Origin of the sequence: Ornithinimicrobium sediminis, assembly GCF_021272345.1 — a bacterium.
Lineage (GTDB): Bacteria > Actinomycetota > Actinomycetes > Actinomycetales > Dermatophilaceae > Ornithinicoccus > Ornithinicoccus sediminis_B.
The window spans coordinates 480,506-501,713 of the sequence record NZ_JAJSDQ010000002.1; the positions used below are offsets into that span (position 1 = coordinate 480,506).

18 protein-coding genes, 1 other RNA gene and 1 pseudogene are annotated in these 21,208 nt (G+C 67.8%); 11 read left to right on the plus strand and 9 right to left on the minus strand.

Annotated features, from left to right (window positions below; translation table 11 throughout):
• The first annotated feature begins 47 nt into the window (after nt 1-47).
• Both smpB and ssrA read left to right on the plus strand, forming a co-directional pair.
• The gene (gene smpB, locus LVO85_RS06670) at nt 48-524 is read left to right on the plus strand and encodes an SsrA-binding protein SmpB (protein ID WP_232746622.1); all 477 of its coding nucleotides are present in this window, start codon (nt 48-50) and stop codon (nt 522-524) included.
• Nucleotides 525-626: 102 nt separating this feature from the next.
• Nucleotides 627-994, plus strand: a transfer-messenger RNA (tmRNA) gene (gene ssrA, locus LVO85_RS06675).
• A 372-nt stretch (nt 995-1,366) separates the two neighbouring features.
• Here ssrA and LVO85_RS16980 read toward each other — a convergent pair.
• The gene (locus LVO85_RS16980) at nt 1,367-5,623 is read right to left on the minus strand and encodes a multicopper oxidase domain-containing protein (RefSeq protein ID WP_232746623.1); all 4,257 of its coding nucleotides are present in this window, start codon (nt 5,621-5,623) and stop codon (nt 1,367-1,369) included.
• Nucleotides 5,624-6,074: 451 nt separating this feature from the next.
• On the opposite strand from LVO85_RS16980, the gene LVO85_RS06685 reads away from it, so the two are divergent.
• Nucleotides 6,075-6,431, plus strand: a complete 357-nt coding sequence (locus LVO85_RS06685) for a helix-turn-helix transcriptional regulator (protein ID WP_232746624.1) — start codon at nt 6,075-6,077, stop codon at nt 6,429-6,431.
• A gap of 331 nt (nt 6,432-6,762) precedes the next feature.
• On the opposite strand, the gene LVO85_RS06690 is transcribed toward LVO85_RS06685, so the two are convergent.
• Together LVO85_RS06690 and LVO85_RS06695 are read right to left on the minus strand one after the other, a co-directional pair.
• Nucleotides 6,763-7,170 (minus strand): type II toxin-antitoxin system PemK/MazF family toxin, encoded by a 408-nt coding sequence (locus LVO85_RS06690; RefSeq protein ID WP_269813046.1) that lies wholly within the window; start codon nt 7,168-7,170, stop codon nt 6,763-6,765.
• Nucleotides 7,171-7,173: 3 nt separating this feature from the next.
• Complete coding sequence (locus tag LVO85_RS06695) at nt 7,174-7,407, minus strand: ribbon-helix-helix domain-containing protein (protein WP_232746625.1); 234 nt, start codon at nt 7,405-7,407, stop codon at nt 7,174-7,176.
• Nucleotides 7,408-7,560: 153 nt separating this feature from the next.
• Here LVO85_RS06695 and LVO85_RS06700 point away from each other — a divergent pair, with 153 nt between their 5' ends.
• Both LVO85_RS06700 and LVO85_RS06705 read left to right on the plus strand, forming a co-directional pair.
• Nucleotides 7,561-8,136, plus strand: coding sequence for a 1-acyl-sn-glycerol-3-phosphate acyltransferase (locus LVO85_RS06700; RefSeq protein ID WP_232746626.1), 576 nt, complete (start codon nt 7,561-7,563; stop codon nt 8,134-8,136).
• Nucleotides 8,137-8,315: 179 nt separating this feature from the next.
• The gene (locus LVO85_RS06705) at nt 8,316-8,726 is read left to right on the plus strand and encodes a VOC family protein (protein ID WP_232746627.1); all 411 of its coding nucleotides are present in this window, start codon (nt 8,316-8,318) and stop codon (nt 8,724-8,726) included.
• A gap of 65 nt (nt 8,727-8,791) precedes the next feature.
• Here LVO85_RS06705 and LVO85_RS06710 read toward each other — a convergent pair whose 3' ends face one another.
• From LVO85_RS06710 to LVO85_RS06720, 3 genes are all read right to left on the minus strand, one after another.
• Nucleotides 8,792-9,226, minus strand: a complete 435-nt coding sequence (locus tag LVO85_RS06710; protein WP_232746628.1) for a DUF6653 family protein — start codon at nt 9,224-9,226, stop codon at nt 8,792-8,794.
• Between the two features lie 130 nt (nt 9,227-9,356).
• A complete protein-coding gene (locus LVO85_RS06715) occupies nt 9,357-11,858 on the minus strand; it encodes an ABC transporter permease (RefSeq protein ID WP_232746629.1) in 2,502 nt (833 codons plus the stop codon).
• Nucleotides 11,859-12,196: 338 nt separating this feature from the next.
• Nucleotides 12,197-12,943 (minus strand): ABC transporter ATP-binding protein, encoded by a 747-nt coding sequence (locus LVO85_RS06720; RefSeq protein ID WP_232746630.1) that lies wholly within the window; start codon nt 12,941-12,943, stop codon nt 12,197-12,199.
• Nucleotides 12,944-13,149: 206 nt separating this feature from the next.
• Between LVO85_RS06720 and LVO85_RS06725 the strand changes: the two genes are divergently transcribed.
• The 5 genes and pseudogenes from LVO85_RS06725 to LVO85_RS06745 all read left to right on the plus strand — a co-directional run bounded on the left by LVO85_RS06725 (nt 13,150) and on the right by LVO85_RS06745 (nt 17,403).
• Nucleotides 13,150-14,328, plus strand: coding sequence for a sensor histidine kinase (locus tag LVO85_RS06725; RefSeq protein ID WP_232746631.1), 1,179 nt, complete (start codon nt 13,150-13,152; stop codon nt 14,326-14,328).
• A complete protein-coding gene (locus tag LVO85_RS06730) occupies nt 14,325-15,017 on the plus strand; it encodes a response regulator (RefSeq protein WP_232746632.1) in 693 nt (230 codons plus the stop codon). The genes LVO85_RS06725 and LVO85_RS06730 overlap by 4 nt, the downstream gene beginning before the upstream one ends.
• 449 nt (nt 15,018-15,466) lie before the next feature.
• Entirely contained in the window at nt 15,467-15,961 is a 495-nt protein-coding gene (locus LVO85_RS06735; protein ID WP_232746633.1) for a DUF6326 family protein, read from the plus strand.
• A gap of 117 nt (nt 15,962-16,078) precedes the next feature.
• A pseudogene (locus LVO85_RS06740) lies at nt 16,079-16,189 on the plus strand (ABC transporter ATP-binding protein); the annotation flags it as partial.
• A 194-nt stretch (nt 16,190-16,383) separates the two neighbouring features.
• Nucleotides 16,384-17,403: an NAD(P)-dependent alcohol dehydrogenase gene (locus tag LVO85_RS06745; protein WP_232746634.1), complete on the plus strand. Its 1,020-nt coding sequence runs from the start codon at nt 16,384-16,386 to the stop codon at nt 17,401-17,403.
• Nucleotides 17,404-17,649: 246 nt separating this feature from the next.
• On the opposite strand, the gene LVO85_RS06750 is transcribed toward LVO85_RS06745, so the two are convergent.
• Together LVO85_RS06750 and LVO85_RS06755 are read right to left on the minus strand one after the other, a co-directional pair.
• Nucleotides 17,650-18,087: a type II toxin-antitoxin system death-on-curing family toxin gene (locus tag LVO85_RS06750; protein WP_232746635.1), complete on the minus strand. Its 438-nt coding sequence runs from the start codon at nt 18,085-18,087 to the stop codon at nt 17,650-17,652.
• 3 nt (nt 18,088-18,090) lie between these two features.
• Nucleotides 18,091-18,339, minus strand: a complete 249-nt coding sequence (locus LVO85_RS06755; protein ID WP_232746636.1) for a hypothetical protein — start codon at nt 18,337-18,339, stop codon at nt 18,091-18,093.
• Between the two features lie 303 nt (nt 18,340-18,642).
• Between LVO85_RS06755 and LVO85_RS06760 the strand changes: the two genes are divergently transcribed.
• The gene (locus LVO85_RS06760) at nt 18,643-19,251 is read left to right on the plus strand and encodes a hypothetical protein (protein ID WP_232746637.1); all 609 of its coding nucleotides are present in this window, start codon (nt 18,643-18,645) and stop codon (nt 19,249-19,251) included.
• A 32-nt stretch (nt 19,252-19,283) separates the two neighbouring features.
• Here the strand turns inward: LVO85_RS06760 and LVO85_RS06765 are convergent, their stop codons facing one another.
• Nucleotides 19,284-21,101, minus strand: coding sequence for a glycoside hydrolase family 15 protein (locus tag LVO85_RS06765; RefSeq protein ID WP_232746638.1), 1,818 nt, complete (start codon nt 21,099-21,101; stop codon nt 19,284-19,286).
• Nucleotides 21,102-21,208 lie beyond the last annotated feature (107 nt).

The window sequence follows — 21,208 nt, forward strand, 5'->3', positions numbered from 1 at the left end:
GCGCCTGGCCGACCGACAGCCCAGCGACGATGCGAACAGGGACGGACATGGCCAAGGAGACCGGACGCAAGCTGGTCGCGAGCAACAAGAAGGCCCGCCACGAGTACCACATCGAGGACACCGTGGAGGCCGGTCTCGTGCTGACCGGCACGGAGGTGAAGTCGCTGCGGCAGGGCCGGGCCTCGCTCGTCGACGGCTACTGCACCGACTACCGCGGTGAGCTCTACCTGGAGAACGTGCACATCCCGGAGTACACCCAGGGCACGTGGACCAACCACTCCGCCCGGCGACGGCGCAAGCTGTTGCTGCACCGCGACGAGATCGACAAGCTCACGTCGAAGGCCGCCCAGGCCGGGCACACGATCATCCCGCTGTCGCTCTACTTCGTCGACGGCCGCGCCAAGGTGGAGATCGCCCTGGCCAAGGGCAAGAAGCTGCACGACAAGCGGCAGACGCTGCGCGAGCGACAGGACCGCATGGAGGCCCAGCGCGCCATGTCGGCGCACCTCAAGCGGCACGGCTGAGCGTGGCGGGAGGCGACAGGGAATCCGTTGGCGTCGCCGAGCGTTGGACCACTAGGATGAGGAAGTTGACAACTGCATAGTGTGATGTGGCCGCCCCCTCAGGGGGGTGATCGGTTTCGACGTTGTACGGCCAATCAGGGGAAGCGGGTCGAGGATGCAAGGTCATCTCGTGAACGCTCCTTGCGAAACCAATAGGTGCCGATTCCAAGCGCACCGACTTCGCCCTCGCCGCCTGAGCGAGCTCCGAAGTCCGTCAGCCTGAGCTAGTTTCCGACTCAGTGTCTGGCGTCAGCTAGGAAACTTGCTGCGTGATCATGTCGAGGGATCACGCGGGACTCCTACTCGACTGGGCCTGTCAGGGAACGTGTGCGTGCGAGCCCTGGGGCCGAGAAAATCCATAGCGCACTGCACCCGGAGAAGCCCTGGTTCCCCGGCAGCGGACGCGGGTTCGATTCCCGCCACCTCCACCACAGTGGTGGGCCACATCACCTTAGTAGCACGTCAGCCCTCAGTTTCCGCAAGGTCAGCGCGGATCTGGGGGTTTCGTGTGTCCGGGACCGAGGTGGTCAGGGGTCTGCTCAGATGACCACCTGAACTGACACACAGAACTGACACAGGGGCTGACACACCCTCGCCGGATCCGGAGGCGGATGCCCACCCCCGCCCCCGCTGCCGGAGTCTGGGAGCCGTCCCTCACGCCCACCACCCGACTCGTGCCACCGGGGTACGTCACTGAGGGGTGAGGTCGAGGGCTTCCATCGTGCCGGTGCCACCGGGTCGAGGAGCCCGGGAGGATGACTTCGCATCCACCCGGGCTCCTCGATCCTGTCAGCTACCGCAGGTCACGGCAGTGGGAGGGTGTTGGACCAGCCCGACTGGGTGGTGTCACTGAAGGCATGCACCCGGTAGAGGTAGGCCACCCCGGAGGTGACGGTCTGCGTGAACGTCGTGGTGTCTGGACCCACCGTGGCGTTCACGAGGTTGGTTCCGTCGCTGTTGGTGCGCTGGATGAGGAACCCGGTCTCGTTGTCCGAGTTGTCCGTCCAGCTGAGGTTCACCGTGGAGGTCTTCTTGTTCTTCACGGTGAGCGTCCCGGTGAGGGCGGTGGGGGCATCGACCGGGTCGCCGGCGACCTGCCCGGTGTCACGGCTGTCGACCGTGATCGTCGGGAAGCCTCCTCCCGGCGGGATGTTGTTGAACGCCGGGTCCGAGTAGTCCCAGGTGTCCCCGACCGTGTTGATCGCGTACACGTTGTACTCGTACACAGTCTTGGTGTTGCCGATCGGGTCGACGTACTCAGCCGGACCGGTGGCCGCACCCGTCTCGGTGTCCGCCGTGGGCATGGTCGTCAGGTTGACCCTGTCCTCGGTCTGGACCATCGCGATCTCCAACCACGGATCCGTGGAGCCTGCGACGCGCCGTTCGATGACGAAGGCGGTCTCGTTCTTCGAGGTGTCCGTCCACCTCACCGTGTTGATCTGGTTCTTGCCGCTGCCTGACAGCTCGGACGAGATCTCGGTCGGCGCCGTCGGGTTGACCGCCACCGCCTGGGTACGCATCATGTCCATCTCCTCGTGGCTGAGGATGTGGCAGTGGAGCACGTACTCCCAGCCGAAGTTGACGACGTGGTTGATCACGTCGATCGGCTCACCGTCGGGGTTGAAGGCCATCAGGGGCAGGTTCATCGCCTCTTGCTGTGTCGTGTTGGCGATGTAGGCTCCCGCAGGCATGGACGGGTCGAGCATCCGGACGCTGTTGGGCAGTCCGCCCCAGGCCTCCGGGATCGGCGGGATGATCGGGCGCACGGCGACGATCGTGTCCTCCAGCGGACTGATCCGCACGGTGTCCTTCCAGCCGAGCTCGGTGGGATCGGGCTTGCGGATGATGCCGTCCCAACCCACGCGGTTCAGCAGCTGGACGTCGTAGAGGTGGAAGTGGATGGGGTGCGTGTCGACCCCGTTGTGCGTGAACTTCCAGAGCTGCGTTCCGTCGTCCGCCTCCGCGATGGGGGTTGCCTCCATCCCTGGCGGCAGCTCGATGCCGTCGAGCACCTCGGTGGGTGGCATCGAGAAGCCGTAAAGGATCATGTTCTGCAGACCCGCCTGGGCGTTGGGTGTCTCCACGCCCAGGAAGCCGCTCATGCGCCCATACTCGGGCTCGAACGCCTCACCCATCTCGTCCTGGATCATCTTGGGCTTAAGGTTCATCGTGAGCCGTTCGGCCTCCGTTGAGGTGGTGAATGGCGCGCCGGGCGCGGTGTCCGCGTCGGGGTCGACGAGCCGGTTGAACGTCAGCGAGGTGTCGTAGATCTGCACCGTGCCGTTGAGCGCACCGTTGGTCGGGAACGACGTGCCGTAGGCACTGTTGTACTCGCCCTGACCCACGACGATCGGCTTCTGCCCAGACTCGAACACGCCCGTCCCGTCCCCGCCGGCGAACGCGGCGTTGAGCGCAGCGAGGTCGAACGACTCGGCCGGAGCCGTGTCCGCGACCTTGATCTGCATGACGGTGCGGGTGTTCGGCCCGTACCCCGGCAGGGTCGCTGACGCGCCACCGGTGTCCCGGTAGTCGCCGTTTCCGGTGTAGTAGTCATACCGCGGGTCGCGCGCCGGGAAGGCCGCCGGTGCGTCGTTGTAGACGATCAGCGTCTGGCCGGCGTACTGCGACAGGTCGACCACGACGTCGAAGCGCTCGGCGGGCGCGACGAGCAGAGAGTGCTGGTCCACGTTGCCGGCGTTGAACAAGGTCGGGTCGTTGACCCACGTGGTCGGCTGGGCCGGGACTTCGACCGGAGCCGGCAGGAAGCCACCCTCGGTGCCCATGACGACCCAGTCCGGGCCCTCGGTGCCGACGACCGGGGTCGGGAAGACCGTCGGGTCCTCGAGCGCTGCCGCGACCTCGTCCGGGTTGAGAGCCACCTCGGTGCACGCGACACCGGTGCTCTCCGCCACCGGTGTGGTGGTGCCGTCGCACGGCTCACCGTTGGCGTCGACCGCCTGGTACAGCGACAGGTTGAAGAACCTGTCGTTGGCGGCGTTGAGGATCCGGAACCGGTAGGGCTTGGGCTCCAGGGTCGTCGTCGGGTAGGCCGCGCCGTTGACCACGGGGGTGTCCATGAACGCCTCCATGCCCATGGAGTTGTACGGCGTGCCGGGCATCAGTGGCGGCTCGCACCACGTCAGGTCCGGGTCACAGGCAGAGTCGAAGTACGGGTTGGCGATCGGACCGTAGTCCACACTGTTCGTCGGCGGCCAGAACCACGGACCGTAGGCCCAGCGACCGTACTCGTTGACGCCGGAGGCGTCGCCCGGGTTCTGCGCCGGGGAGTAGACGTGCGGCAGCCAGAGGCTGCCCTCATCACCCCAGGCCGTCGTGTCCCACGTCTCGTCCTGGAGGTCGAGCTGGGCCTGGTTGGGCACGAAGGTCTTGTCCTGGAACACGAGCGGAATCGTCGATGCCGCGTCCGGGATGGTCCCGGCGGCGATCAGATCCGCCTCCGTCTCGTCCTGGATGATGTACGGCGCGGCCGAGCCGGCGTACACGTTGAGACGCGTGATGCCCCACGAGTGGTCGTGGTAGAACATGAGCCGCGCGCTCTGGGCGTTGGTGTAGTAGAAGGTCTGGACACCGTCCGTCGGGTCGTCGACAGCCTCCGGATCCATGTCGGGAACGTTCTTGACGCTCACTCCCTCGGGGAACGGGGTGTCCTCGTCCGCCGGGGTGATCCACTGGTGCGGGGTCCCGTCGGAGATCCACGGGGTGATCCCGCCGTGCAGGTGGATGATCGCCCGGTTGTCCGAGTAGCAGTCTCCGCTCGCCACCAGACCGGACTTGGTCGCCAGGTCGTTGCACATGGGGACCTGCGGGTCCACCATGTCGGGCATGGCCTCCATCATCTCGTGACCCTCAGGCGTCATGCCCGCGCCCATGACCGTGCTGTCCACCGGCAGGAACAAGTTGCCCCCTGCGCCGGTCGGCAGGAGGTTGTGGAACTCGATGCGGACCGGCCGGTCCTTCTGCGCCACGATGGCGGGACCCAGGTAGCTCGGCTCGCCCTTCGGTGTTCCGTCGGGGTTCAGCTCGACGTACCCGCGCAACTTCGTGCCGGTCCCTGGGAGGTCCGAGTGAAGCTGCTGGGAGTACTCGACGAGTCCGATCCGGTAGAAGTCAGATCCAGGGTAAGAAGTCTCGTCGGCAACGGCGGCGGGGATCTCGGGCAGCGGGTCGACGAACTTGCGGATCCCGCCGGTGACGGTCACCTCCTCCGGACCAACCATGCTCGCCGCGAACGAGTACGTCCGTGCCTGGGCGGTGTACGTCGGGTAGGGAGCCGTTCCGAGGGTGATCGGCGAGCCGGCTGCGGGGACGGCGCTCGTGGGGTAGTAGATGCTGTCTGTCCCGGAACCGGCGGTGTACGGAATCCCCTGGCCATAGTGGGCGATCCGGTCGCCTGCCTGAACCGAGAGGTTCGCCACGGGGTAGGTGGCCACCCCGGGCGTCGAGGGTGTGGTGAGAGCGCCGCTGTCGAACACCACGGTGTACTCACTGCCCGTCGTCCCTGTGGGACGCAGCACGTACGCGTGGAAGGTGCGGTTCTCTGAGCCGTCCTGGACGTAGGTCTGGAACCCGTTCAAGAATCCGTCGGACAAGACCCCTGGGCTCATCACGAGGACGTTCGTGGCGGTGTCTGTAGGGGCCGTCCGCTGGATCGTTTCGTTGCCGACCAGAACACTGTCGCCCGGTGCCGTTGTCAGCTCTGGCAGCGGGCTGTTCGCATAGTTCGGGTGGCTGAAGTAGCGGGGCGCCTCTCCCGGGGCAGCGGCGGCGGTCATCTCGGCGTCCACCATCATCAGCGGGTTGAGAGCGCCGTCCTGTAGCGCCCGAGCCGCCGCGGACTCACGGTCAGCCTGGTCGATCTTCTTCTCCTGCTTTTCCTTGACCTTGTCGGCCTTGTCCTTCAAGCGGTCCTGCTCATCGGGCTGCGCCGCAACGAGCGCAGGGATGGCGACACCGGCTGAGGTGACGGCGGGAAGATCGGCCATGCCCATAGGTAGCAGGGCGATCGCCGCGAAGACAGCGATGCCCATGTTCTTCTTCACTGTCGTGCTCCTTTCGAATTGAGGCTGGGCCACGGCGCGAAGCAGTCCGGCACCTTCGTCGGGTCCGGCGTCGCAGCGACCGCCGTCCCCGTGCCTGGTGCGGTAGCGACCAGGGCGCCCGCCCTGGCGGGCACCCTGAGCAGCATCCCCGTCGTGGTGGTGGAACTGGCTGCGCGTGTCTTGTCGTCTGACATGACGGACCTCGCCCCTGCGATCGTGTGACTCGTGTCACGGATGTGTGGAACGTACGACCGCTGCAAAGTTCGTCACAAGAGAAACCTCAATCGGGAAACGCGGTTCGCGAATCCGAGGGTGGCAGGCCCTTGGCTGAAGGAGTCCTAGATCGAGCCCCTCCAGGGGTCGGACGTGCCAGGGTGCTAGATCCAGAAGTCGGTGAGTCGTGCGTCACTATCCAGCACCAGCGAAGGCCGATTGCCGTATCTTTGTTCTTATGAGCCGGGACGGCTGGACGTTCCTCACCAACCACGGGCACGTGCTCGTGTGTCTGGCGGTGAACCCCGAGGTGCTCCTGCGGGACGTCGCGACGAGCATCGGGATCACCGAGCGCGCGGTGCAGCAGATCGTCGGAGACCTCGAGCAAGCCGGTGTGCTCATCCGTCTTCGGGTCGGCCGTCGCAACAACTACATCGTGCGCCGCGACGAGCTGTTCCGGCACCCCGTCGAGGGGGGTGTGACGATCGGGGACTTTGTGGACCTCGTCGAGCGCGCCAGAGTCAGTCCACAACGCAAACCTCCCCCGCGGGGGTACGTCCCAGCCCGGCCGGAGAGGCCCGCCCGTCAAGGATGACTAGGCTGTCCACCGGCGCGCGGACCCCGCCTGAGGAACGCGCATCCACCGCGGACGGCGTGTCATCGATAGACGTCCGCGCGGTGCTCGACCGCGGTGATGGTGAAGCGCGTGTCGACCCGATAGATGATCCGGTTGTCGCCGCGGCGTGCGCTATGGAGCCCTTCACGACTGAGGCGCAACGCCTTGCCGACGGCTTGCGGGTTGCTGGCCAGCGGGCCGTAGATGAACTCGATGGCGAAGCGTCCGCGAGGATCTCTCCCTTGCCCAGCACCTCGGCTTCGCCAGCGGCGAGTTCGGTGAGGCTGTCACGGACCTGCGCGACATCCTGTCAGCCGTCAGCATCAGCTTCTGCCGCTGGTCGCCCTAGTATCGAGCTCGATCGGAACGCGTCGTCCGTGGACCCCTTTGAGGGCGGCCACGGCTCCTCAAGCAAGGGGATCTCGAGGTCGTAGGCCAGCACAATGGCTCTTGCGAGATGGCGCTCCTGCTCGGGTGTGAGGAAACCCAGCGTCCGTCCCAGGAGGTCGACGGGGATGGTCAGGACGTTGTCGACTGAGACAGCACTGTTGTGGTCCAGCCCGTTGGCACGTCCGACTGGCACTTCGCTGGACAGCCCCTTGACGGTCGACGTGATGGGGGCCACGGTCACCTTGGTCATGACGGCACGTGCGGTGTCACGGGTAAGGACAAGGACGGGGCGGGTCTTGTCCAGCCGCGCCAGACGGATCTCGCGCAAGGGTCACTCTTCCAGTGTCGTCTGGCCCACGGACCACGTGACGAGCTCGTCGAGGTCATCGGCCGTGCCCTTCTCCTTCAGGGTCTGTGCGTCCTGCTGCGCGGCTTGCAGGCGCATCTCGCGCTCGAGGGCCGCGGCCACCAGTGCGGCTCGGCTGGGCGCCTTGCCACTGGCGACGCTCTGGTCCAGAAAGCGAACCATCTCATCAGGAAGCCGTACCGCAATCTGTGTCGTCACGCCCCCAGCATCCCATACTGCATCCCGGTCTGGGATGTATGGCCCTGCTCCATGCCGGTCGTTCTCGGTGACGTCGGGGGAGAGGAGACCGCACAGCGCGCACGCCACCCAGAAGGTTCCCAGCTGCATCAGGCCCGCTACTACGGTAGGCCCATGCTTCGACGCCTTGTGGCTCGCGCCTTCTGGTCGTTCAGCAGCTGGAGACTGTCCACTGCGCCCGCACCGGAGCGGCCCACGGTGCTCGTCGGTGCACCCCACACCTCCAACTGGGACTTTGTCCTCATGCTGGGGATCACCTGGCGCCTGGACATGGACATTCGGTGGTTGGGCAAGCACAGCCTCTTCACGGGCTGGCGTGGCCCGCTGATGCGTGCCCTTGGTGGCATTCCCGTCGACCGGTCGAACGCGGGCAGTGTCGTCGACGAGGTGGTCGAGCGCGTCCGGTCGGGCGAGGTCTTCGGCCTCGTGGTCACTCCCGACGGAACCCGTGGAGGGCACACGCATTGGAAGTCCGGGTTCCACCGCATCGCCCGGGACAGCGGTATGCCGGTGACGCTCGGCTATGTCGACCGCACCACGATGACGACAGGTCTGGGTCCGACCCTGGAGATGACTGGAGATGTCACTGCTGACATGGACCGCATCCGAGCCTTCTATGCCGACAAAGCAGGGTTCCGGCCGGACCTACGCGTCGAGCCGCGGCTGCGAGAGGAGACTCGAGCGGTCTGAGGGACTCGCCTGGCTCGCCCTCGACACCCACGGACCACCCTTGACGAACCGACGGTTCGCCGCGCCGGCCTTCAGCACTGACCACATACCGTGCGCGCCTTCATCCGCGACTGCCCCGGCAGGATGCGGGGCGCTGTCCATGCCGGTGTCCGTCATGGCGGACGCCTATGGTTCGGGTCATGACCGCACTGGCCCCGTACGTCTACCTGCCCGGCACTGCCCGGGAGGCACTGACCTTCTACGCCGACGTCTTCGGCTGCTCCGCACAGATGCATACCCTGGAGGACTTCGGGAGGACGGACGGCCCGCTCGACGCGATCGCCCACGGCTTCCTCTCCGACGGGCCGGTCACCCTTTTCGCTGCCGACGCGACCGGTGACCAGGCCCCGTTCCGCTGCGAAGGGATGATGCTCTCCCTTCTCGGCGCGGCCCCTCCTGCCACCCTGCGAGAGTGGTTCCACCAGCTCACCCAAGGCGGCCAGATCGTCGATGACCTCCAGGCTCGTCCCTGGGGAGCCACTGACGGACAGGTCATCGACCCATATGGGGTGCACTGGCTCATCGGGTTCGAGCACGACGACACCCCTTGAGCGCACTGTCGTGCCGCTGTAAGGACGGGTCGGCTGATGGGAATCCCCGTCGACGATGGTCGAACTCAGGTGGCCCTGCGAGCTGTCTCGCGCGTGAACCGGTCCGCCCACAGCTTCCACTGCCACAACGTGAGTGCCACGACGCTTCCCATGCCTGTGACCGCCGCGAGCTTCTTGTGCTGGTAGCTGGCCACCATGGCTCCCACGAGCGATGCAGTGGCTGCGCCCGTCAGGGCCAGGACCTTGGGCTCAGACGTGGGATCCCGAGTCCAGGACTCCTCGCCCAGGATGGCTCGTGTCGCAAACGAGGACGTGTCGTGAGCCGGCGGCGTCATCACCGGGTTGACCGCGAACCAGGCGCCGATGGGGACGTACAACCACCAGCGCCGGGTCCACAGTGGCACCAAGAGCACAGGCGCGCTCAGCAGCCTCGACCAGGCGCTGACGGGATGAGCGTGTCGCTGGAACATGCGCGCGTAGGAGCCATCCTCGGAAGCCACGACCCCAGCCTGACACCTGGTCATCGTGACGGTCCTCGTCGATCGTCAGTCGTGCGGCCTGAGGGTCAGCGGGTGAGTTCATGGTCGTGTCTCCTTCTCGAGTGCCCTGTCATTCTGCGACCGGGCACGCTCAGTCGGCCGCGCGCAGGGCAACCGCCGGCTTGATGGCCGCTGCCCGCGAGGCGGGCCATGCGGTGGCTGCCAGAGAGGCAACCAGGGGAAGGCCCAGGATCACGAGCAGCCCCACCCACGGGACGACGAACGGCGGCGGCACGGCGCCGAACGAGTCGGAGCCGGACAGCAACGTTCGCGTCGTGACCAGCCCCAGGACGGCGCCGATCACCGTGCCCTGGACGGCGATGAGGCCGGCCTCGGACAGCATGGCAGCCCGCACGATGCCCGTGCTGAAGCCCATCGCCCGCAGCATGCCGATCTCGTGCCGGCGCTCGCGGACCGCGCGGACCATGACGACGCCCAGGCCGGCGATCCCCACGAGCAGGCCGAGGCCGAGGAAGGCGCGGAGCAAGGCGATGAAGCCCAGCAGCTGACCCATCCCGGCGGTGCCGATCGTGGCGAAGGTGCGGGCGTCTGCGCCGTGCGCGAGGAGATCCGCGTTCACGGCTGCGGCCAGGCTGTCGGCGTCGTCGCCGTCTGTCGCCGCGAGGTAGAAGCGGTCCACGACCTGCTGGTCACCGAACAGTGCCGCGGTGACCTCGCGGTTGACCAGCGCGCCGTTGGCAAGCCAATCGGCGGCACCAAGGCCGGCAACCGTCAGCTCCCGGGCCTGGCCGGTGGCCGGGTCCACGTAGCTGAAGGCGTCGCCGATCATCAGCGCGTCATCGATGCCTGCCGGCAGGAAGTCCTCCGGCACGATGGCCAGCGAGGCGTCGTCGAGCACCGCTTGGTATGCGGCCTCGTCCGAGGCGTACTTGGGATCGTGCCGGAGCAGGCCGGGAACGCCGCGCGCCAGCAGATCCGCGTCGAAGGAGGTGACGGGCGAGGGGCGGGCACCGTCGAGGTGCGCGGCCTCGAATCTCGCCACGCCGCGAACCAGCCCGGCGACTGCGGCAACGTCAGCACGCTCGGTCAGCGCTGCTGGGGCGACCGGATTGGCCGGGTTCGTGTCGAGCACGACGTCGAAGCCGGCGGCCACCCGCTGCACGGTTGCGTCGGTGTTGCCGGCGATCGACGCCGACATCGCGGTCATGATCGTCACCGTGAAGATGACCAGCGAGAACATGCCGAGCAGCATCGAGGTGCGGAAGCGTCGGGCCAGGGGATAAGCGATGCCCAGGCGGGGTGCAAGGCCGCGGGTGCCTCGAGCGAGACGCTCGATGGCGAAGGCCCACACGCGGTCGATGCTCGACGCGAGCGACACGGCGCCGGCGGTCAGCACGACACCCTGGACGACGAACACCATCGTGTTGTCCGCCGCCATGATCTCGGGAAACAGCAGGTAGACGGCGAGTCCCCAGCCCAGGACCGTGCCCGCGACCATCAGTCGCGCAGTTCGTTCGGGCAGCAGGCGCCGCAACAGCGGCGAGGCAGAGAACGCCGCCATTGGCACGCCCAGGCTCAGCGCGATCGCGTGGTCACCGAAGTAGCCGGCGAACCCGACAGCGGCGCCGGCGAGGATGCCGACAGCTCCGAGCACGAGGGTGCGTGTCCGGACTCGGCTGATCTTCGGCTCGGGGAGGTCCCGGATGGCCCGGATGATGTTGAGCCGGGCGATCCGAAGGCTGGTGGCCCAGACGGTCAGCAGGGAGATGACCAGTCCGGTGCCCGCCCCGATCGCAAGGCTGACCGGTTCGATCACCAGCGGAGGAGCTGCGCCCTGGCCAACCGTCCCGAAGATCGGGACGGCGACCACTGCCACGAGCCATCCGATACCGATGCCGGCTACGGCTCCGGCTGCAGCGGCCACCACGGCGTACAGCGAAGCTTCGATCGCGAATGCCCGGGTCAGTCGCCGGCGGGTGAACCCGACGGCGCGCAGCATGCCCAGCTCGGCCTTGCGCTCCTCGGCGAGCATGACGAACAGGTTGATCAGGAGCAGGATGCCGGCCATGACGCTGAACGACCCGATCATCGTGAAGATTTGGGTCAGGCCGGCCCCCTGGCTCTCAGCATCGTCGAGCACGGTGGCCTTTACGGCCTCGATCTCGACGCCGGGCAGACCGGCGACGGCAGCTTCGAGCTGGGTCACGACGCCGTCGGACAGCGCTCGCGTGTCGAATACGGCCCCATCCACGGACACCAGGACCTGGGTGGTGGGCGGGGCAGCCAGAGCGGACGCCTGCGCGGCCAGGTCGTGCAAGGTTCCGGGAGCCACGATGGCGCCACCGTAGCCCGCGAGCCCCACCTCGGGTACGACCTGGACGACGCTGAGGTCGATGCTGGTGTTGTAGGCGTGGAGACGGACCTCGTCACCGGCCTGCACACCGAGCTCCTCGGCCGTCTCGTGGTTGACGATGACACTGCCGGGGGGCAGCGCTGCGCTGTCGGCAAGTCCCGTGATGCCCGGGTGCGCGCCAAAGCCCCGCGCGGCGGCAACGTCGAGCTCCACCACGGCAACCTGTGGTACCGCCCTCGCATCCTCAAGGGCTTCAAAGGTCCCGGTGCTCGTGGTCACGGTGAGCAGTCCGTCGATGCCGTCGACCCCGGCGGCCCCGACCCTGTCGGTGACCTGGGTGACGTCGGATCCTGCGGGGGCTGTCAGCGTGATGTCGACTGGTCCGTACTGCGTGCGTGCGGCGTCGGAGAACGATCCTTCGATCACGTCACCGACCACGAACGCCGAGGTGATGATGGCCGTGCCGAGCAGCGCACCGGCCACGACAAGGGCGGCCTCTCCGCGTCGGCGACTGATGTTGCGCCTGGCCATGATGACCAGTCCGCGCTGACGCACCGCGGTCCATAGCAACGGCAGCAGCAGGAGGCCGACGAGGGCAGCGAGGACGGCGACGGCGGTCACGAGGTCACCGCGGGGGCGGTCAGCTGCAGCTCGCGGGTGGCGGTCTGGTCGCCGAGGACGAGACCGTCGCGCACCTCGACGAGGCGCTGGCCGGAACGACCCAGCGACTCGTCGTGCGTGACGACGACCAGGGTCTGTCCGGCGGCGTGGACCTCGTGCAGCAGCTCGACGATCTCGCCGGCTGTCCTGCTGTCCAGCGCTCCGGTCGGCTCGTCGGCCCAGATCAGGGCCGGTTCGGCGACCAGCGCGCGGGCCACGGTGACGCGCTGCTGCTCGCCGCCCGACAGCTCGCCCGGGCGGTGGTGGCTCCGGTCGGCGAGACCCACGCGCTCGAGCATGTGGAGGGACCGCTTACGTGCGACCTTCGGCGCCACGCCGGTCACCAGCAGGGGCAGCTCGACGTTCTCGGCAGCCGACAGGACCGGGATGAGGTTGAACGCCTGGAAGATGAAGCCCATGCGCTCCGCGCGGTGACGGGTCCGCTCGGCATCGGACATCGCGAACAGGTCCTTGCCGTCCACCGTCACGACGCCGGCGTCGATGTCGTCCAGCCCCGACAGGCAGTTGAGCAAGGTGGTCTTGCCGTTGCCGGACGGCCCCATCACCATCACCAGCTCTCCCGGTCGAACGTCGAGATCGACGCCCCTGAGAGCCGGGACCTCGCGAGTCCCCGTGCGGTATGTCTTCGTCACGCCGCGAGCGGACAGGATCGGCTGGGCGGCGGTGGTTTCGCTGGCAGACATCAGGTGTGCTCCTTGAGTGGCTATCCCGGCGAGTCGCTTGCCCGCTGTGACGAGGCGTCAGTGATCGACTGGCCTGATGTCACGATGACGGCGTATGTCGACGGGCACATCGGGCTGCAGGCTTGACGTGTCCTGGCCGGTGGAACGAGTGGCCTTTCGTACTTTCGGCTGGTCCGCCGCGGCCGCGGTGTCCGTACGCTGTGGAGATGGTGAGAACCGTCCTCCGGGGGCTGTGGGCCGAACCCCGTCCGGCGCATGCACCCGTCCGGGTGTGGCGGGACTGGGCGCTGGTCGCTGTGCTCGTGTCGGGCTCGGTGCTCGAGCTGGTGCTCCGCGAGGACCGGGCATGGGCCCCGCTGGTGCTCGCCGTCAGCGTGCTGGTGGCACTCACGCTGTTGTGGCGCCGCGCCCATCCCCTGGCCGCGGCAGCCGTCGCCTTCGGCACGATGTTCGCGTGGGACGTGGCGAAAATCTTCGTCATCGACGCGACCAACCTGCTGACCATCGCGGGTTTGCTCATGCTGCCCTACGCGCTGTTCCGCTGGGGCTCCGGCCGTGAGGCCGCGGCCGGCCTCGGCATCATCCTCGCCTGGCTCCCCGTCACCCACGTCGCCGATCCGACGGCAAATGCCCGGGTGGGGGTGCCCGGCCTTGAGCAAGTCGGGACGGTGGTCGGCGGGTACGCATTCTTTCTGTTCTCCGCCGCGCTCGGCGCGTCGATTCGGTTCCATGCCCACGCCCGGACCCGCGACATCGAGCAGGCCAAGCTCCGTCAGCGCAACGAGCTGGCCCGTGAACTCCACGACGCCGTGGGCCACCACGTCTCCGCCATCGTCATCCAGGCCCAGGCCGGACGTGCCCTGGCGGCATCCAACCCCGACCGCGCGCTGGGCACCCTCGAGACCATCGAGGAGACCGCGTCGCGGACGTTGAAGGAGATGCGCACCATGGTCGGGCTCCTGCGCGACGGCGCCGGACCCGACTTCGTCCCGCAACCGGGACTGGCCGACATCCAACAGCTCGCCCGCAGCGTCGGCGGCTGGCCCCGCGTGGACGTGCAGGTCGCCGGCGACTTCGCCGCGCTGAGCCCGGGTCTGGGGGTCACCCTGTACCGGATCGCCCAGGAGTCAGTGACCAACGCCGTACACCACGCGCGCGACGCGACCCGGGTCACCGTGCAGGTCGCCGATGAAGACGAGCAGGTGCGCCTGACCGTCCGTGACGACGGCGCTGCCAACGGCACGGGTCACACCCCGGCCGGCTACGGACTGGTCGGCATGGCCGAGCGAGCGAGCCTGCTCGGTGGCACCCTCCAGGCCGGCCCCGACCCCGACGGCGGCTGGACGGTCAACGCGGTGCTGCCCAAGGGTGTCGTGACGACATGACCTCGACCAGCGAAGCGGCAGGGCGCCGGGCCGCCACCGTCCGGGTGCTCATCGCCGACGATCAGGACATCGTCCGTGCCGGCCTGAGGATGATCCTCGACGCTCAGCCCGGCATCGAGGTCGTCGGTGAGGCCGCCGATGGCCGCGAGGCGGTCGCCCTTGCCCGCGCGCTGCGCCCCGACGTCTGCCTGTTCGACATCCGCATGCCCGAGGTAGACGGGATCGAGGCCACCCGGCAACTCGCCGGCCCCGATGTCGAGGACCCGCTGGCGGTCGTCGTGATCACCACCTTCGACCTCGACGAGTACGTCCACGGGGCGCTGAAGGCCGGCGCCCGAGGCTTCCTGCTCAAAGACGCCGGGCCTGCCCTGCTCACACAGGCCATCCACGCGGCCGCCCAGGGAGACGCCCTCATCGCCCCAAGCATCACCGCGCGGCTCCTCGCCACCTTCGCCGACACCCATGGGAGACCCCGACCAGCGCCGCCCATCGAACCGCTCACCAGCCGGGAGGAAGAGATTTTGATCCCGGTCGCCCAGGGCTGGACCAACAGCGAGATCGCCGACGGGCTGCACATCAGCATCAGCACCGTGAAGGCCCACCTCGCGAGCCTCATGCGCAAGCTCGACGCCCGGAACCGCGTCGAGATCGCGATGTGGGCTTACGAAACGGGTCGCATCAATACCTGACGACGGACACCGAAGCGCTCTCGTCGCGGATCGTCACCTGAAGAATGCAGACCACGGATCGTGGAACGCGATCAGCTCGCCGGGGTGACGCCCTGGATGTGGCACAGCGTGGACAAGCTCGTCAGGAGGCCGCCAGGCGACCTGGCGAGCACTCTGACGATGTCGACGATCGTCAACGTGCCGCAGGAGACCGCGACCGCGACGAGCACCCGTCCCGCCACGCCCGTCGCGAGGGGTTCGCCGGTCGCGGCTCAGCCCTCAGTGAGCAGAGCACCTTCGTCACCTTCGGACCGGTGGGAGGGACACCACAGCAGCTGCGGACCAGCCGAAAGCACGAGACCGAGGCCATGCCGTCGGTCAGGCGAACTCCAGCCTCCGGGCCGATGTGTCCGCCGCCGAACTCAACGATCGTGGACCTACCGATCTTCACAACGACAACGGAGCCCCTGATGAGAACACGTCAACCCCTCACCGCGCTGGAGGATCTGCGCATACCGGTGCAGGCCCAGCTCGCGGCCGCCTGGACGAGCCTCATGTTCCTGTACGCCTACGTCGACATCTTGGCCTTCTACAAGCCCGGCGTCGTCGACGACATCCTGGCCGGCGTCGTCCACGAGTTCGACACCGGCCCAACCTTTGTCGCCCTTGCGCTCACGCTCATGGCCATCCCGAGCCTCATGATCCTGCTCTCCACGACACTGCCCGCCCGTGTCAACCGCACCATCAACCTCGTGGTAGCAACGCTCTACATCCTCCCCACGATCTACAACGCGGACGGGGAGTCCTGGACCTACTCCTACTTCTACGGCTTCTCCATCGGACTCGAGGTGCTGATCCTGGCCCTCATCCTGCGGCTGGCCTGGACCTGGCCACGCACCTCGTCGCCGGCGACCCTGGCGGCCAGCCTCGACAGCGAGACGCTGCGCACGCCGCAGCAGGCGTGACTACCCGTCCCGCTCCCGACCATGCTTCGCTCGGCCTACAAGCGGTCGCGGTCACCTGCCTCAGTTCGCTGCTGAGCTCTCCGTCCACCCCATCCCATCCCCCGAGAGGTCCCGGTCATGATCGAGGCGCACGAGCTCACCAAGCGCAACGGCGACAAGACCGCCGTCGACAGCATCAGCTTCACGATCGCGCCCGGCTCGGTCACCGGGTTCCTCGGGCTGAACGGTCCCCTTCGTGTCTCTTTCCACGATCGTCACGCCGGGCGTCCCGCGCCTGCTTGCCTGCTTTCTTCCTGGGTCACGCAGTGCCGGCTCTCGTCATCACCCACCGCGTGGTGGGCGGTGCGGCAGTACCCCCGGGCGCGCATGCCGAGACCCGACCAGCCAGCTCGCATCCCGCAGCGCACTGAGAGGACCGTGTGATGCGCGCGATCGTCCAGCACGCGTACGGAGCCAGCGGCGTCCTGCGACTGCAGGACATCGACAAGCCCACTCCCGGGCCGCACGAGGTGCTCGTCCGCGTGCACGCGGCCTCCGTCAACCACGCAGACTGGTGTGTCACCACCGGCCGGCCGTACGTCATGCGCGCGGCACTCGGGCTGCGCAGGCCACGGGTTGCCGTCTGCGGACGTGACCTGGCCGGCCGGGTCGAAGCGGTCGGTGCCACTGTGACCCGGTTCCGTCCCGGCGATGACGTCTACGCCGAGACCACCACCGGCAGCTTCGCAGAGTTCGCCTGCGTCCCCGATCATCTGCTGGCGCTCAAGCCGGCCAACCTCTCCTTCGAGCAGGCCGCCGCGGTGCCGCTTGCTGCCGTCACCGCCTTGCAGGGCCTGCGCGACGTCGGCGGGGTGCAGCCCGGCCAGGCGGTGTTGATCAACGGCGCGTCGGGGGGTGTCGGCACGTTCGCGGTGCAGATCGCCAAGACCCTGGGCGCCGACCTCACCGCAGTGTGCAGCACCCGCAACGTCGAGCTGGTCCGCTCGCTCGGTGCGGATCACGTGATCGACTACACCCGTGAGGACTTTGCCCGCGGCGGGCAGCGCTTCGACGTGATCTTCGACCTCGCCGGCCGGCACCCTCTGGCCGCCTACAGACGCGCGCTGACCCGCGCGGGCACGCTCGTCTCGGCGAGCGGCTACGGCGGTCCGGTACTCGGGCCACTGGGGCGCTACATCGAGACGCTTGCGTTGTCGCCGTTCGTGTCCCAGCGACTGCGCGTGCTCGCGGCAAAGCCGTCCCAACAGGATCTCGAGACCCTCACCGCGCTGATCGAAGCCGAGGCGGTCACGCCCGTGATCGAGACCACCTACGCGTTAGCCGAGACCGCCGAGGCCATCCGCCACCTCGCCGAGCAACACCCCCGAACCAAGATCGTCATCGCCGTGCGCGGCAGCCATGCCGGGTCGCAACCATCAACGAAGGAGACCGAGGATGAATGACCTACGCCTCAAGGAGCAGCAGGCCGACAGCACCCTGCGATGAGGTGGTCTCGCCGGCATCCTCGGGAGCCTGCTCATGCTCGTCACCGCTGGCTTCGTGGCCGTGTTCGTGGCGATGGACATCACTCCCCAGTAGTCGCTCACGAGGTTCCCCGACATCAGAACGGCCTATGTGGTGGGGCACCTGACCAGTGAGGCGTGCTGCGGCCCAATTGCACGTGATGCTTCTGGCGACTGTATGGGGCATCACCGGCTCACCGCCAGCACCTGACGCCGGCAAGCTCCCACCCCGCTGAGGATGACCACACCCTCTGCCGCGAGCGTTTGCGTGGGTGAGTGCCACGTGGCCACGTGGCGAGCTGCCACCTGGTGGTCGGTGTTGCCGCTGGCGATGACGAGGTCGTGGGCGTCGTCGTCGGGTGCTGGGAGGTCGATGTAGTTCAGGCCGTAGAACACGACCACCGCGAGCCATCCCAGTCGCTTGTTGCCATCGATGAGCGGGTGGTTGACGACGATGGACTCCAGGAGCGCTCCGGCCTTGACGTCGATGTCGCGGTATGCGCCACGTCCGACGCTGGCGTTTGGGCGATGGGCCGCGCAGTCCAGCAGGCCCAGGTCCTGGATGGGACCGACGCTCAGGTCCGCCGCCAAGGCGAGCAGGTCCTCGCTAGACAGGTACTCCAAGGGTCAGCGCCCGAGACGCTCGAGCAGGTCGGCGTACCGCTCCCGTCCATGTGCGGACAGCTCCCTTACGCGCTCCTCGTGCCCGCGCCGGCGCAGGCGTTGGTGGGGCACAGGTGGAAACCGCCGCGTGTCCGTCAGCTCGGCATGGTCTCCGAACCGGCGCGCACCCAGCCCCTTGTCGTCCTGGTTGTGCTTGGCCACGAAGGGTCCGGGAGTCGAGGCGGCGGCCTGGACGATGTGCCAGCGACCCACGGCGGCTACGGTGCGGTGGTTTCGATGCCGGGGGCCCGCAGCCGCGACAGCTGGTCGACCTTGTTCATCTCCAGCTCGAGCACCTGTCGCCCGTTGACGGTGCGTCGCCGATGCGTGATGTGGCCCTGCCGGCTGCTGTGAGGGTCGCCCGGTCCGGGGCGTCGGTGGGATGAGTGCTTGAGGCAGCGGTCCGCGAACGGGGTTGGGAAGTCGACCGTGAGCCGACCGGGTTCCAGTGACGTAGTGGCTGGGTTCGGAACGGTGACAGTCCCTGTCAGGCGCCCGCCACGAATGGAGGAGCTCATGGTCACCCACGTCGATGCCTTCGTCTCACCGGGTCTGGTCTCGCGGTTCCTGCCCGGTCTGCACCGGCAGCTCGACCGGATTGCCCAAGCAGGTCGGCTGAGATCCCGCGTCGAGGGTGCACTGCCCCTGGTGCAGGGGGAACGCCTTCTCGCCCTGGACTGCTCACTCGACGGTGACTGGGTCGCAGCCACCGACCAGGCTCTCTACTGTCAGGTCGGGGCGGTGCGGATCGGCGCTGTCCCCACCCGCTGGTCCCGCTTCGACTGGGACCGGATCGATCGGGCCACCTGGCATGACCGTGACGGGACCCTGGCCTTGAGCCGGGTGGGCGATGATGCCATGGCGACGCGCACCGTGATCCATCTGCCAGCAGGGGCGACCCTGGGGCGTTTTGCCAGGGAACGGGTCGCGTGGACCATCGTGGTGAGCGCCACGGTACAGCTGGACGGGGGGCACGGTCCTGTGCACGTCGTGGTACGCAGACAGCCTGGTAGCGACGACATGAGATGGCAGGTGACCGTGCCTCCGGGATCGGCTGAGGTGCCAGGTTTCCGGGATGCTGTGGTGAGGGCCTTGGACGAGCTGCGTGGTCAATGGGGGCTGTGACCAGGGGGCCACGGTGGTGTAGGCGCGGCCGATCAGGCGCTACCTGGTGTCGAACGTCTGATCAGCGGCCCATCGGTCTGACTGAGGAGGAAGGCGGAGTTGATCAGTCCGACGTGGGAGAAGGCCTGGGGATAGTTACCGAGCTGCCGACCGGCGACAGGGTCGTACTCCTCAGCCAACAGACCGACGTCGTTGCTCAGCGTCAGGAGCCGCTCGAACACGTCGTGCGCCTCCTCCGTGTCGCCGCGCATCACGAGGTTGTCGACGAGCCAGAAGGAGCACAGCAGGAATGCGCCCTCACCGCCGGGTAGCCCGTCCACCTCGGCGATGCCCTCGGTCACCGTCTGGTCGGTGCGGTACCGCACCACCAGACCATCCGCGCACAGCTCCTGCCGGATCGCCTCGACCGTGCCACGGACCCTCGGGTCGTCTGCCGGCAGAAACCCGACCAGGGGAATGAGCAGAGCGCTGGCATCCAGGGTCTTCGATCCGTAGGCCTGCGTGAAGGAGCCGAGCTCGGCGTCGAACGCCTCCGCACAGACCTGGGCGTGGACCTCGTCGGCCAGTCCGCGCCAACGAGCGGCGTCCCCAGGCAAGCCGTGGTCGGTCACCGCGCTGGCCGCTCGGTCGAACGCCGCCCAGGCCATCACCTTGGAGTGCGTGAAGTGCTGACGGCCGCTGCGCACTTCCCACAGGCCGTCGTCGGGCCTCGTCCAGTTCTTCTCGACGTAGCCGACGAGCGCTTGCTGCAGCCGCCACGCGTCCTGGTCGACGGCGAGGCCGGCACAGCGAGCCTGGTGCATGGCGTCCATCACCTCGCCGTAGACGTCGAGCTGGAACTGCCCAGCGGCCTCGTTGCCGATCCGCACGGGACGCGAGCCGGCGAAACCCGGCAGCCAGTCCAGCTCCTGCTCGACCAGGCGGCGCTCACCGTCCAGGCCGTACATGATCTGGAGCTGGGCCGGGTCGCCTGCTGCGGCGCGGAGCAGCCAGTGGCGCCATTCCCTGGCCTCATGGAGGTACCCGCTGGACATGAGAGCGATCAGGGAGAACGTGGCGTCGCGTAACCAGGAGTAGCGGTAGTCCCAGTTGCGCGGGCCGCCCAGCTGCTCCGGAAGAGAGGTCGTCGGGGCCGCCACGATGGCACCGGACGGGTCGTAGGTCAGGGCCTTGAGGGTGATCAGTGACCGGAGGACCTCGCTGCGCCATGGGCCTTCGTACGTGCAGTGGCCCGACCACTCGCGCCACACCGCGTCGCATTCGTCGAGTGCTCGTTCTGCGTCGTATGTCGGGGGTTGCCTCTCGGCCGAGCGGTGCCAGGCGAGGACGAACGGCAGTCGCTCCCCACGCCTCACGGTGAAGTCGGCCTCGGTGGCCATGTCCCGTCCGACCAGAGGCACGGGGGACTGCACCCTGATCGCGTCAGGCCCGGCCACGGCGTGCAGACCGGTGTGGTCTCGAGTCACCCAGGGCACGACCCAGCCGTAGTCGAACCGCAGCCGCAGTCGCAGCTGCATGTCCACCTCACCCTCGAGCCCTTCCACGATGCGCACCAGGGTCGGGTGCTCGTGGCGATGGGGCATGAAGTCGGTGATCCGGACCCGACCACCGGGTGCGGTGAACGTCGTCTCCAGGATCAGCGTCTCGTCGCGGTAGCGTCGCTCGACGCTGACCGTGTGTGCTGGGGCCAAGGACCACGAACCGTGGGAGGAGTCACCGAGCAGCGCGGCGAAGACCGCTCCGGAGTCGAAACGCGGCAGGCACAGCCAGTCGATGGAGCCGTCGAGTCCCACGAGGGCTGCCGTGTGGGTGTCACCGATGAGGGCATAGTCCTCGATGCGTGCAGACAAGGGTGCTCCTGGCCGTCTCTGTGTCTAGGTATAGAGGGAACCCGCGCGGAGGGCCAGGGGCTTCCGCACGGACCCTGACAGGCCACACCCCGTCAGGACGACTCCAT